The following is a 13695-nucleotide window of genomic DNA, read 5'->3' as shown; positions in this document are numbered from 1 at the left end:
TTAAATTGTTGTAAGTAAATTTTTATCGTATTTTTTATTTATTATTTTATATACGATTAAATATCAGAACTAATATAAGTACAAATTAAATATTTTTATTTTAATTATTTAATAAATAATTATTTTAGTTAAATATTAATTTAAAATATTATTTTAATTAAATAATTTTTATTATATGTTCTATTTTGTTTTCGTTTAAAATTTGTGAAATTTCATCAACATTAGGACATTCTACATAAACACTCATTCCGCAATCGCTTGAAAATTCCCTTGGCGTTGAGACTAATTTATTATAAATCTTAGCCTTATTTAACACTTCTTCACTCATAAAAGCACAAGCACTAGTATGCACTAAAATATAAGCCTTAATCATTACTAATCTCCTCTAAAGCCTTTATTAAATACTTAGTTTCATCTAAATTATTATGCACTCCAAAAGCAATTCTAATGCTTCCACCTTTACTAAAAGTGCCTAAGAGTTTATGAGTTAAAATAGAGCAATGAAGCCCACTTCTAACGCATATTTTATAATCTTTATTTAGCTTATCAGTAGCCTTGCTTATGTCTATATTTTTAAAAAGAATTGAAACATTATTAATGGAGTTTTTTATATCGTGTATTATGATACCTTTAGCATTTGCTAAAAAATATTCTCTTAATTCAAGGTTTTTTTGATAAATATTTTCTATTCCTATTTGTTCTATATAATCAATACTATTAAAAAGTGATGCTATGGCGTGGTAATTTAAGCTCCCAGCTTCGTATTTATCGGGTAAAAATTCTGGCATTTTTTCACTATCGCTAAAACTACTTGTCCCGCCATAAATTAAAGGTTCAAGCAAATTTATATCAAAATCATCGTTTATTAAAAGTCCTCCTAAGCCACTTAAAGATAATAATCCTTTATGGGCACTAAAACATAAAAAATCAACTTTATTCATAATATCATTCATAGTAATTGTGCCTACACTTTGTGCAGCATCAAGCATAAAAAATGTTTTATTAATTTTAGCTAATTCACTTAGCTCATCAACATTTGCCATTTTACCACAGACATTATTTACATGGGTGCTTATGAGTAATTTTGCGCCTTTTAGCATATCATAAGCAACTTTTAAATCAAGGCTAAAATCACTTTCGCAAGGAATTATTCTAAGCTCTAAATTAAGTTTAGCTTTAAGATGATTTAAAGTTCTAAAAACAGCATTATGTTCATAATTTGTAATAACTACAATATCATTTTGCTTTAAAAGTCCATTTAAAACTATATTTATGCTATGAGTTGCTCCACTTGTAAAAATAACTCTTCTAATGTCTTTTAAGCCAAATAAATTTGCTAGTTTTTTTCTAGTTTTAAAAACAATCCTAGCTGTATCAAAACTCATATCATAAGCGCCCTTACTAGGATTTACAAGACCTGTAAAATCCATTATATTAGGAGCTTTTGGATATGAGCTTGAAGCGTTATCAAAATAATAATATTTATCCATTTTGTATTTTAAATATTATATCATTTTCATTTTCTACTTTTGCAATTATTTTATATTTGCTATTTTTTATAAGCCTTTCAATATTACTTGCACTTGCCCCATAGCTAGTTATTACTTTTATATTTTTTTCACCATTATCTATAAGATTTTTGAGCATTATTACTGGTTCAGGACAGTTAAGTCCTCTTACATCTAATTCAATCATCTTTTATTCCTTGCAAATATTCCTATAAAAATACAAAAAACTATTCCTAAAATTACTGCAATAGGAGCGTTTTCACCTATTCCTGCACCCGAACTAGCAAGTGCAAAATTATGTGCAAAAGCTGCACCAAAAAGTAAACCTAATACAAAAATACCAGCATCGCTATCACCTTCTCCAGCTAATACTAATTGTCTTCCAGGACAACCTCCAGCAAATGTAAAAGCAAGACCTGATAAAAACATTCCTAAGAAGTTCCAAATAAAATCATTATGTGCTATAGGTTGTTCGTTAAATCCAATTTTTGTAAATCCAAAAATTAAATTTGTGATTATAGCAAATACAATTAATGCTATTAGTCCTTGTAATAAATGACTATCTTTTAAAATTATCATATCTCTAATTGCACCAACTGAACAAAATCTACTTTTTTGAAATAAAAATCCTAAGAAAATTCCAACAACAAGTGAGATTAAAATAGGAGCATGTAATGAACCTGGACCTTTAGCAGAAAAGTCTATAAATTTAAAATCAGTATTAGTTTTAAGTACTAAAAGTATCAATAAAATTAAGGCAAATAATATAAAAATGTAGCCATTTATATTTGAGCTTATATAATTTCTTCCTAAACTAAAACCTTTTTTTAAAAATATTACAGCAACCCAAATTCCAGCGAGAAAACCAAAAAGCCCAGCAATAGCACTTAGGTCCCCAGCACTAAGTCTTAAAAACATTCTCCAAGGACATCCTAAGAACACTAAAGCGCCAATCATTGCAAATACACCTAAGAAAAATCTAATTATAGGACTTGAACCCATTCTAGGACGATATTCTTTAGCTAAAAATGCACTTAAAAATGCACCTAAAACAAGCCCAATAATCTCAGGTCTTATATATTTAACTATACTAGCATTATGAAGCCCTAAAGCTCCAGCAATATCTCTAGTAAAACACGCAGCACAAACCCCCATATTTGCAGGGTTTCCAAAATACACCAAGACAGGAGCTAAAATTCCAAAACAAGCCCCAGCCAATATAGGCAATAACGCTAATTTCATAATAAACCTTTCAAATGATTTTATAACGACAGCTTGTAATGAATGTGTCGTGCTTAATACTTAAGCCTAATAATCTTTATTCTATCTATTTATTTTAAATTCATAGAAATTATTTTGTTTAATGTTATATTAATGTTATTTTGATATTATCCTAACTTTTTGCAATTTATCTGTGTGAAGAAGTAATATTTGAGTGAATTTTCCACCATTTAAATATTAGTTGGTAATTCGTGATACCTAAAAATGCAGATTGTAAAAAAGTGGAAAGCAAATTATTTTTTAGGAGACAAGATGAAAGTAAGACCATCTGTTAAGAAAATGTGCGACAAATGTAAAGTCGTTATGAGAAAAGGCGTTGTTCGTATTATTTGCGAAAATCCAAAACACAAACAAAGACAAGGATAAGGTATGGCTCGTATTGCAGGTGTTGATTTACCAAAGAAAAAAAGAATTGAATATGGCTTAACTTATATCTATGGTATAGGTTTATTTACTTCACGCAAAATTTTAGCAGCAGTTGGAATAGATCCAAACAAGCGTGTATATGAATTAAGCGAAGATGAAGCAGCAAATATTCGTAAAGAAATCCAAGAACATTATTTAGTTGAGGGTGATTTAAGAAAACAAGTTGCTATGGACATTAAAGCTTTAATGGATTTAGGTTCATATCGTGGTTTAAGACATAGAAAAGGTTTACCAGTGCGTGGTCAAAAAACTAAAACAAATGCTAGAACTCGCAAAGGTAAGAGAAAAACCGTTGGTGCAAAAGCGTAAGGATAGATAATGGCTAAGAGAAAAGTAGTTAAGAAAAAAGTAGTTAAAAAGAATATTGCTAAAGGTGTAGTATATATTAGTGCAACTTTTAACAATACAATGGTAACAGTTACAGATGAAATGGGAAATGCAATTGCATGGAGTAGTGCAGGTGGTTTAGGATTTAAAGGTTCTAAAAAATCAACTCCATTTGCTGCTCAACAAGCGGTTGAAGATGCTTTAAATAAAGCTAAAGAACACGGAATTAAAGAAGTTGGTATTCGTGTTCAAGGTCCTGGTAGCGGTAGAGAAACTGCTGTTAAGAGTGTTGGTGCAGTTGAAGGTATTAAAGTTACTTTCTTAAAAGATATTACACCATTAGCACATAATGGTTGCAGACCACCAAAACGCCGTCGTGTATAATATAAGTATAGGAATATAGGAGAAATAGTATGGCAAGATATACTGGACCAGTAGAGAAAATTGAAAGAAGATTAGGCGTTAGCCTTGCAATGAAGGGTGAAAGAAGACTAGCTGGTAAGAGTGCTTTAGATAAAAGACCTTATGCACCAGGTCAGCATGGTCAAAGAAGAGGTAAAATTAGCGAATACGGTTTACAATTAAGAGAAAAGCAAAAAGCTAAATTTATGTATGGTGTAAGCGAAAAGCAATTTAGAAGTTTATTTAATGAAGCTGCTAGAAAAGATGGAAATACAGGTTCTATTTTAATTCAATTCTTAGAACAAAGACTTGATAATGTTGTTTATAGAATGGGCTTTGCTACAACTCGCCGTTTTGCAAGACAACTTGTAACTCACGGACATATTTTAGTAAATGGTAAAAGAGTAGATGTTCCAAGTTATAGAGTATTACCAGGCGCTAAAATTGAAGTTGTAGAAAAAAGCAAAAACAATCCTCAAATAGTAAGAGCAGTTGAACTTACAAATCAAACAGGTATTGTTGAGTGGGTTGATGTTGAAAAAGATAAAAAATATGGAATTTTCACAAGAAAACCTGAGAGAGAAGAAGTTGTCATTCCTGTTGAGGAAAGATTCATAGTAGAGCTATACTCTAAGTAATAAGGAGTAGCAAATGAGAAAAGTAGTTACAACAGCTCATATGCCAACTGAATTTACAATTGAAAGTTTAGGCGAGAATAAAGCACGTATAAATGCTTGGCCTTTTGAAATTGGTTTTGCTATTACTTTGGCACATCCATTACAAAGGCTTTTATGTTTAAGTGCTATAGGCTATGCAGCAACTGCTATTAAAATTGATGGAGTAAGTCATGAATTTGATAGTAAAAGAGGTATGTTAGAAGATATTTCTTTGTTTATTATCAATATTAAAAATATGCGTTTTAAGATTAAAAACGAAGATAGTAAAAGAGAAGAGATAAGTTTTAGCTTCAAAGGGCCTAGAGAAATTAAAGGTAGTGATTTAGCCAATAATGTAATTGAAGTTGTTAACCCTGATAACTACATTGCTACTATAAATGAAGATACTGAATTGGATTTTACCCTTATCATAGAAAAAGGCATTGGTTATGTTGCTAGTGAAGAGTTAAGGGAAAGAACTGAAAGTGGTTTTATAGCACTAGATGCGTTTTTTAATCCTGTAAGAAATTCAATATATAGGATTGAAAATGTTTTACATGAAGATAATCCTGATTACGAGAAGATTGTTTTTGAAATCACTACTGATGGGCAAATTAGCCCTGTTGATGCTTTTAAAAATGCTTTAGAATCTATGTATCAGCAAATGTCAGTATTTAATAAAATCACAACTACTAGTCCTAAAACTTTTGGCGAAGAACAAGTAGAAGAAATAGATTTAGGACCTTTATTAAAAAGTGTTAAAGAATTAGGTCTTAGTGTTAGAAGTAGTAATGGATTAGAAAATGCTAATATAGAATACATAGGTGAATTAGCGTTAATGAGTGAACATGATATTAATAATTTAAAAAATGTTGGTAAAAAATCTGTTGATGAAATTACTAACGCTATGAGAGAAATTGGTTATCCTATAGGAGGTAGTGTTATAGATTCTTATAAGGATAAGTTAATTGAAAAAATAAATGAAATAAAGCTAACAAAGGATAATAAATGAGACATGGACATGGATATAGGAAGTTAGGACGTACTAGTTCTCATCGTGCGGCTTTACTAAAGAATTTAAGTATTGCTATTATTAAAAGTGGCAAAATTGAAACAACTGTAGAAAAAGCTAAAGAATTAAGATCTTATATTGAAAGATTAATAACTCGTGCAAGAGTTGGAGATTTTAACGCACATAGAGCAGTATTTGCAGCTTTACAAGATAAAGAATGTACAAATAAATTAGTAAATGAAATAGCACCAAATTATAAAGAAAGAAATGGTGGCTATACAAGAATTATTAAAACAAAAACTCGCCGTGGTGATGCAGCTACTCTAGCTTATATTGAGCTAGTATGAAAATTGAGTGCTTATGCACTCAATTTATTTTATTACTATATTTTGATTTCATAATTTTTTAATTTTTAATAGAGTATGGTTTTTAATTTGTAATTTATTACAAATATAGTTAAGGATGTATTAATTATAAAATTAAAGAATTATTATATTTGATTAAATAAATTTGATAAAAACAAATTAATATTATAATTGCAATATAATTCATATTCTTTATTTAATGTATATAGTTGTTACTATTTGTTACATATTATATATATTTTTTTATTTATCAAATGATATGTGTTATTATAAATTTATATTATAAATTATTTTTTTATATAAGTAAAATAATCATCTTGTAGGTTTTTTTAATAATTTTCAATATTCTACTAATGTTAATTTATAATTTTTTTTAATAAAAAATTTAATAATATTTAATAATTTTTTTTTAAAAAATATATATTTTTAATCTAATATTTATTATAATAAATTAATTATTTAAATTAAGCGAGGTTTTATAATGGGAAAAATTCATGATTATGTGATTTGTAATCCTAGTTTATGTATAGCCTGTAAGGCTTGTGAGAAAGCCTGTATAAAAAGTGCTTATAAACGAGGAAAATTAGACAAAAATCGTCTAATAGTACTTGAGCTAGACAATATGCACATGCCTAATCAATGTAGACAATGTGATGATGCACCTTGTGCTAATGTATGCCCAACAGCTACTTTACAGCTTAAAAATGGGATAGTAAGTCTTAGTGAGAATACTTGTATAGGTTGTAAGTTGTGTACTATTGCATGTCCTTATGGTGCTATTAGAATAGATGCTGAAAATATTCCATCTATTAAAGAAAATAATAGTGATAGCTTAGGATATGAAAGTGTGATCGGTAGAAAATCTATAGCTGTAAAATGTGATACATGTGCTGGTAATCCTGCCTGTGTAGATATTTGTCCTAAAGGAGCTTTGATTTTCATTAAGTCTAATAAAGAGCATGTTTTTGGCAAAAAATTAAAAGTAGATGTTAGTGATTTTATAGCTAAATTAGGAGGACAATAATGGGTTGTATATTGTGTCTTTATTTGTTACTTGGGATATTTTGTTTATTGTCTTATAAATTTCAAAATATTGCGAAATTTATTGGTTTTGGTGGTGCTTTTTTATTAGGTTTGGTATCTTGTTTATTTTTTGTATTAGGTTTATACAATCAACATATTTTTGTTTTACCTACAAATTTATTATTTGAAACTAATTTTGAAGCTAATAATTTAGAAAATTTTTTCTTAACAATAGTTTCTTTAATAACCAGTTTCGGTTCTATTTATTCATTGGATTATTTAAAAAATAAAAATGTAAATTTAGCAGTGTTTGCTAGTTTATATAATTTTTTTATTTTATCTATGTTTTTGGTCATTCTTTCTAATAATGTGTTTTCTTTTATACTTTTATGGGAGGTTATGACTATTTTATCAGCACTATTTTTATATTTTAATGATAATAGTAAAGATATTTTAAAGGCTGTTTTAGTTTATATAGGCGTAGCTCAGTTTGGAGCATTTTTAATGGTAATAGCATTATTAATTATGTCAAGTAGTGCAGAGTCAATATATTTTAGTGATTTTAAAAATATAAATCTTACTCAAAGTTTAAATTATATATGCTTTTTATTATTAGTATTAGGTTTTGGTAGTAAAGCTGGGATTTTTCCTCTTCATGCGTGGCTTCCATTTGCATACAATATAGCTCCATATAATAGCGTTGCTTTAATGAGTGCTGTTATGGGTAAAGTTGCCATATTTGGTATTATTAAATTTACTTTATATCTTAATATTAGTGCAAGTATGGCATACACGATAATTATTTTAGGAATGATTAGTGCTGTTCTTGGTATTTTATATGGAGTAATTGAAAATAATTATAAAAAAGCTATAGGTTATAGTTCAATAGAAAACATAGGAATAATATTAATTGCTATAGGCGTAGGTCTTTATGGTTTAGCGATTCAAAACACAACTATTTCTATAATGGGTTTCTTAGCAGCACTATTTCATAGTCTTAACCATTCAGTATTTAAATCTTTATTATTTTTTGCAGCAGGAGCTGTAAATTCAACTGTTGGAACAAGTGATATAAATAAATTAGGTGGATTACATAAAAAAATGCCTTTAATATCTTATGCTTTTTTAATAGGTGCAATGGCTATTAGTGTTATTCCACCTTTAAGTGGCTTTATGAGTGAGTGGGTTTTATTTAAAGGAATAATTATTAGTGCTAGTAAAGGTGATGTTATAGCTAGATTAATGATGGTTTTAGCATTGCTTAGTATCGGAGTAGCTGGTAGCCTTGCTATTATGACTTTTGTAAAATTATATGGAGGTATATTCTTAGGTGAGCAAAGAAATGAAGAAATCCATAGCAAAGCAAAAGAAGGTGGTATTTTTACAATTATCCCACTTTATGTTTTAGCAATATTATCTATTTGTTTTGGTATTTTTTCAGGTTTTGTAATAAATAAAATAATTATATTGTGTAGTAGTATTATTAATGTTGAATATAGCGAAGAATATTTGGTTAGTATGCCTATTGTTACAATTATTTTAATTGCTATTTTGTTATTAGTATTTATTGCTTTAATGTTCGCTAAAATTAATAAAAATCCAGTAAGGTACACAAAACCATGGGCAACTGGATTTAAGTATAGTCCTAAAATGCAAATTTCATCTACTCCATTTACTGGAGATTTAAGAAGAATCTTATCGTTTTTTTATAGGCATGAAACCAAATTTAGCGATGATGGATATTTTACAAAATCTAAATATGAAATAATTGTAAAAGAGATTTTTTGGGATAAGATTTATGTACCATTAATTAATTTAAATTTAAAAATAGCTAACAAATTAAGTCCTATTCAAAATGGATATACAAATATATATGCTTTATATATAGTTGTTTATTTATGTCTTATGTTTGTAGTATCTTATTATTTATTATAAGGAGAATGTTATGAGTGATGTAGTTTTAATATTATTTCAGCTTTTAGCACTTTTGATGATAGCACCATTAATTGATGGTATAGCAAGAAAAATTCGTGCAAAATATCAAGCAAGAATTGGACCACCAATATGGCAAACTTACAGGGATTTAGCAAAGCTTTTTAATAGATCAAGGACTATGCCAACACATGCTAATCCTTTATATAAATTTGTTCCACATATATTGCTAACAATATCTTTAGCAATATTTTTAACATTGCCTATAACTTACGGTCTAAATTCGTTTATGTATGGCTATTCTGATATATTTATATTTTTATATTTAGATGCATTTTTTAGATTAGTTTTTGCCTTAGGCGGATATGATAGTGGTAGTCCATTTGCTGGAGTTGGTTCAAGTAGGGAAATGCTTTTAGGAATTTATGTTGAACCGATTGTTATACTTTCTTTGTGTGTAATTATGTTTGCATGCGGAACTAGTTCATTTTTAGAAATTAAATCTAATGTTTTAAATGGTGATTATGGATATATGGTTTCTAGTTTTGCTGTGGCTTCTATAGCATTTTTATGGGCTATGTATATAGAATCGGGTAGAAAACCTTATGATTTTGCTGAAGCTCATGAAGAATTACAAGAAGGATTATTAAGTGAATATTCAGGTAGAGATTTAGCATTAGTTCAGCTTAGCTTAATAATAAAACAATTCTGTGTTATAGGATTTTTCTTAGTATTATTTGAACCTTGGAATTTTTCTAATCCTGTTTTAGCAATGATAGTTTTTATTTTAGAGGCTAGTGCTTTATATATTTTAGGAATTTTTATAGATAACTTTAGCCCTAGATTTAAGATTACTTCAATGGTAAAACAAAGTGTTGCTTTTGCATCATCAATAGCAATTTTTTCAGCGATTTTATTTGTAGTAGGAGTTTAAAATGTTAGAAATTTTAACTGTATGTATGATGATATCAGCATTAGCTGCTTTTGGATTAAGAAACTATAAAAAAAGTGTATTAGCATATCAAATTTGTGCAACATTATTGGTTGCCACATTTTTTACGATTTATATGCAAACTGGTATAAAAGAATTACTCACATTATCAATAGTTGGAATATTTACAAAGGTTTTATTTGTTCCTATTGCTATGTTTTATCTTATAAAAAAATTAAATTTAGTAAGTGAAGATGAGCCAGTAGCTGGATTTTTCGTTTCTCCTGTAATTGCGGTATCTTTTTCTTTAGCAGTTTCAATGGGGCTTTATAATGTTTTTAAAGAGTTTGCTTTAATTAATATACCATTAGCACTTGTTGCGTCAGGTTTTATTTTTATGGTAGGTATTTTTGGATTTATATTAAGAAATTCATTTATCAAACAAATTTTATCTTATTGCTTATTTGAAAATGGTATTCATTTAACTATGGCTTTATTAGCATATGATGCTCATGAAATAGTAGAGCTTGGAATTTTAACTGATGCTATTTTTGCCGTAGTTATTATGGGGGTTTTAGCAATTAGATTTTATAAAAGTTATGGTAGCGTAGATACTTCTAAGGCTACTAATTTAAGGGGTTAATATGCAAATTTTACACTTATTAATAATCCAAGTATTTTGCGGTATTTTAATGTTTTTTATGCCTAATGATTTAAAGAAATTAAATTTTATGCATATAATTTTAAATTTAATTAATTCAATATTTATATTGTATTTTGTATATTTAGTAATTAAAAATGGAACTATGAGTGAATTTAATGAAATCTTAGCAATAGATTCAATAGGAGCTATATTTTTAATTTTAATAGCAATTACTGGATTTTTTACAAATCTTTATTCTACTAGTTATTTAAAATGGCAGTTAGAAAAAGGAACTTTTACTATAAAAAGAATAAGACATTATTATTCTCTTAGTTATATTTTTGTTTTTACAATGACATTAAGTTGCGTTGTTAATAATATGGCTTTACTTTGGGCTGCAGTTGAAGCAACTACATTAGCATCTGTATTCTTAGTAGCTATAAATAATGACAAAAAATCAACTGAAAGTGGCTATAAATATATAGTTCTTTGTTCTATAGGTTTGGCGTTTGCATTGTTTGCTACAGTGTTATTATATTCATCAAGTTATCATAGTTTTAGTTTAAGTAGTGATGCTATGTTGTTTTCAAAATTATTAGATAATGCTAGTAATTTAAACAAAGATGCACTAAAACTCGTATTTATTTTCGCATTAATAGGATATGGAACTAAGGCAGGTTTAGTACCTACTCATACTTGGTTGCCTGATGTACATGCACAAGGACCAGCACCTACATCATCTTTATTATCAGGTATATTGTTAAAATGTGCAATGCTTGCTTTAATTAGATTTTATGCTATAGTTGGTAATGCTGTTGGTTTTGATTTTGTTCAAGATGTAATGATTATAAGTGGAATTTTAACTTTATTTGTATCAGGATATTTTTTAATTACTCAGCATGATGTTAAAAGAATGTTTGCGTATCATTCTATAGTTCACATGGGGGTTATTGCGGTTGGTCTAGGAATAGGTTCGTTTTTAGGAGTATTTGCCGCATTATTTCACTGTTTAGCACATAGTTTTACTAAGGCGTTAGCTTTTTGCGTAACTGGTAATATTGAAAGAATTTATGGAACAAAAGATATGTTTAAAATGGGCGGTATGGTTTATATAGCACCTGTAACGACAGTGTTATTTGGAATTTCAATTTGTTCTTTAGTCGGTGTTCCTGGTTTTGCTATATTTTTTAGTGAATTTAATATTTTTAAAGCTGGTATTATGAGTGGTCAGTATTTATCAATAGCTCTTTTTGCTATAGCGTTATTAGTTATATTTATAGCCGATTTTTCACACTTTTTCTTATCAAGTTTTGGTAAGGTTGTTGGAGAAGTAAAATATAATAAAGAGATGACTTTTATTGAAAATTTACCATTGATAGCTTTAGCGATATTAATAATATTATTTGGTATTTATAATTTTTCTAGTTTTACATATTTACTAGATGAAAGTGCTAGAATTATTACAGGAGGAAAGATATGAGAGGCGATAAATTTATAAAATTAATAGAAGAAAAATTTAATATTTTAGAAACTACTAGAGAGCATGAAGAACAACTTACTATATTAGTTGATAGAAATGATTTACCAGCAGTTGTTAAATATATATATTATGATATAGGAGCATATCTTACTAGTATGATAGGTAATGATGAAAGAAGTATTAATAAAAATTATGCTTTATATTATGTTCTTTCAGTAGAGGGTTCTAAATTACCTAATGACCCGATAATACCTAATGAAGAGAAATGTTTTATTACCGTTAAAACATTAATTCCACCTAAAGAAATGACTTATCCTAGTGTTACTCCATATGTTCCTGCATGTGTGTGGTATGAAAGGGAAGTTTATGATATGTTTGGACTTGTTGCTGAAGGTTTACCTGATAAAAGAAGATTAATGTTAAGTGATGACTGGCCAAATGATTTATTTCCGCTTAGAAAAGATGCTATGGATTATCGTTTTAGACCAGAGATAACAAATCCAGAAAATGAACCTGAATTTACATTTAATGAACCAGATGGAGATTTAATTAATATCCCACTAGGACCTATGCATATTAGGAATGAAGAGCCAGGGCATTTTAGGTTATTTTGTGATGGTGATACTATAGTAGATGCTGATTATAGATTATTTTACATACACAGAGGTATGGAAAAATTAGCCGAAAATAGAATGAATTATGACCAGATGGGATTTTTAGCTGAGAGAATTTGTGGAATTTGTGGTTATGCACATTCAATCGCTTGTATAGAAGCAGCAGAACGTGCTGGTGGTATTGAAATTCCGCAAAGAGCACAGGCTTTAAGGATAGTTTGCTCAGAAATTGAAAGATTACACTCACTTTTATTAAATATAGGACTTGCTTGTGAAGCTACAGGAAATTATACAGCGTTTATGCACATATTTAAAATTCGTGAATATACAATGCAATTAGCTCAACTTGTAACAGGTGGTAGAAAAACTTATGGCAATGTAATTATTGGTGGATTAAGACGAGATATGACAGGTAATGAAATAAAGCAGTCTTTAGAAACTTTAGCAAATATTGAAATTCAAGTAAATGAAATTTGGGATGCTATAATGGATGATAAAAGGCAAGTAAAAAGATGGAAAGGAGTTGGGGTATTAGACCAACAAATTGCCCGTGATTTTTCACCAGTAGGTCCTAATATGAGAGGTTCTGGTATTATGCGTGATTATAGAATTGACCATCCATATGATTTTTATAAAAAAATTGAATTTACCCCATCTATTGGCGAAGGTGGAGATGTTTTTGCTAGAATATATGTAAGATATCAAGATTTAAAATCTTCTATACATATCATAAGACAATGCTTTGAATTAATGCCTAGTGGAAATTTAAGTATAAAAGCAAATGTAAATATACAAGCAGGAAAATATGCTATGGGCTATGTTGAAGCACCAAGAGGAGATACAACCCATTGGATTATGCAAGGCGGCTCACAAAAGGTTTATAGATGGAGAGCAAGAGCATCAACTTATGCAAATTGGCCTAGTTTAAGATATCAATTAAGGGGCAATTCGGTAGCTGATGCAGCTCTTATTGTATGTAGTTTAGACCCTTGTTTTTCATGTACTGAAAGAGTGATTATCACTGATATAAAAAATAAAGAAAGTAAAATTTTAACAGAAAAAGATTTGAAAGCAATTTGTAGGAAAAAGGATTAA

At 28.6% G+C, this 13695-nt stretch carries 16 protein-coding genes; 12 read left to right on the top strand and 4 right to left on the bottom strand.

Annotated elements, in window-relative coordinates; all coding sequences use genetic code 11:
- Positions 1–157: 157 nt before the first annotated feature.
- Genes NY022_RS05730 through yedE form a run of 4 tightly spaced genes read right to left on the bottom strand, consistent with a single transcriptional unit; the run spans position 158 to position 2750 of the window.
- Entirely contained in the window at positions 158–373 is a 216-nt protein-coding gene (locus tag NY022_RS05730) for a DUF3343 domain-containing protein (RefSeq protein WP_267524324.1), read from the bottom strand.
- Positions 366–1490, bottom strand: a complete 1125-nt coding sequence (locus NY022_RS05725; RefSeq protein WP_267524322.1) for an aminotransferase class V-fold PLP-dependent enzyme — start codon at positions 1488–1490, stop codon at positions 366–368. Before NY022_RS05725 ends, NY022_RS05730 begins: the two co-directional genes overlap by 8 nt.
- The gene (locus NY022_RS05720) at positions 1483–1695 is read right to left on the bottom strand and encodes a sulfurtransferase TusA family protein (protein WP_267524320.1); all 213 of its coding nucleotides are present in this window, start codon (positions 1693–1695) and stop codon (positions 1483–1485) included. Before NY022_RS05720 ends, NY022_RS05725 begins: the two co-directional genes overlap by 8 nt.
- On the bottom strand, positions 1692–2750 hold the full coding sequence (gene yedE, locus NY022_RS05715) for a YedE family putative selenium transporter (protein WP_267524318.1): 1059 nt from the start codon (positions 2748–2750) through the stop codon (positions 1692–1694). Before yedE ends, NY022_RS05720 begins: the two co-directional genes overlap by 4 nt.
- A gap of 291 nt (positions 2751–3041) precedes the next feature.
- Here yedE and rpmJ point away from each other — a divergent pair, with 291 nt between their 5' ends.
- The 12 genes from rpmJ to NY022_RS05655 all read left to right on the top strand — a co-directional run bounded on the left by rpmJ (position 3042) and on the right by NY022_RS05655 (position 13695).
- Entirely contained in the window at positions 3042–3155 is a 114-nt protein-coding gene (gene rpmJ, locus NY022_RS05710; RefSeq protein ID WP_214117768.1) for a 50S ribosomal protein L36, read from the top strand.
- A 3-nt stretch (positions 3156–3158) separates the two neighbouring features.
- Positions 3159–3524 carry a 30S ribosomal protein S13 gene (gene rpsM / locus NY022_RS05705; protein WP_214117767.1) on the top strand — a complete coding sequence of 122 codons (366 nt, stop codon included), beginning with the start codon at positions 3159–3161 and terminating at the stop codon, positions 3522–3524.
- A 9-nt stretch (positions 3525–3533) separates the two neighbouring features.
- Complete coding sequence (rpsK, locus tag NY022_RS05700) at positions 3534–3926, top strand: 30S ribosomal protein S11 (RefSeq protein ID WP_214117766.1); 393 nt, start codon at positions 3534–3536, stop codon at positions 3924–3926.
- Between the two features lie 29 nt (positions 3927–3955).
- Positions 3956–4582 carry a 30S ribosomal protein S4 gene (gene rpsD, locus NY022_RS05695; protein ID WP_267524313.1) on the top strand — a complete coding sequence of 209 codons (627 nt, stop codon included), beginning with the start codon at positions 3956–3958 and terminating at the stop codon, positions 4580–4582.
- A 13-nt stretch (positions 4583–4595) separates the two neighbouring features.
- Positions 4596–5612 (top strand): DNA-directed RNA polymerase subunit alpha, encoded by a 1017-nt coding sequence (locus tag NY022_RS05690; RefSeq protein ID WP_267524311.1) that lies wholly within the window; start codon positions 4596–4598, stop codon positions 5610–5612.
- The gene (gene rplQ / locus NY022_RS05685) at positions 5609–5959 is read left to right on the top strand and encodes a 50S ribosomal protein L17 (RefSeq protein ID WP_267524309.1); all 351 of its coding nucleotides are present in this window, start codon (positions 5609–5611) and stop codon (positions 5957–5959) included. Before NY022_RS05690 ends, rplQ begins: the two co-directional genes overlap by 4 nt.
- A gap of 499 nt (positions 5960–6458) precedes the next feature.
- Positions 6459–7001, top strand: coding sequence for a 4Fe-4S dicluster domain-containing protein (locus tag NY022_RS05680; RefSeq protein ID WP_267524307.1), 543 nt, complete (start codon positions 6459–6461; stop codon positions 6999–7001).
- Complete coding sequence (locus tag NY022_RS05675) at positions 7001–8935, top strand: proton-conducting transporter membrane subunit (RefSeq protein ID WP_267524305.1); 1935 nt, start codon at positions 7001–7003, stop codon at positions 8933–8935. The genes NY022_RS05680 and NY022_RS05675 overlap by 1 nt, the downstream gene beginning before the upstream one ends.
- A 10-nt stretch (positions 8936–8945) precedes the next feature.
- Positions 8946–9866: a respiratory chain complex I subunit 1 family protein gene (locus NY022_RS05670; protein WP_267524303.1), complete on the top strand. Its 921-nt coding sequence runs from the start codon at positions 8946–8948 to the stop codon at positions 9864–9866.
- Position 9867: 1 nt separating this feature from the next.
- Positions 9868–10506 carry a hydrogenase 4 membrane subunit gene (hyfE, locus tag NY022_RS05665; protein ID WP_267524301.1) on the top strand — a complete coding sequence of 213 codons (639 nt, stop codon included), beginning with the start codon at positions 9868–9870 and terminating at the stop codon, positions 10504–10506.
- 1 nt (position 10507) lies between these two features.
- Positions 10508–11986 (top strand): proton-conducting transporter membrane subunit, encoded by a 1479-nt coding sequence (locus NY022_RS05660; protein WP_267524299.1) that lies wholly within the window; start codon positions 10508–10510, stop codon positions 11984–11986.
- Complete coding sequence (locus tag NY022_RS05655; protein WP_267524297.1) at positions 11983–13695, top strand: NADH-quinone oxidoreductase subunit C; 1713 nt, start codon at positions 11983–11985, stop codon at positions 13693–13695. Before NY022_RS05660 ends, NY022_RS05655 begins: the two co-directional genes overlap by 4 nt.

Origin of the sequence: Campylobacter sp. MG1 (assembly GCF_026616895.1) — a bacterium.
Lineage (GTDB): Bacteria > Campylobacterota > Campylobacteria > Campylobacterales > Campylobacteraceae > Campylobacter_E.
This window is presented reverse-complemented; position numbering and strand designations above follow the sequence as displayed.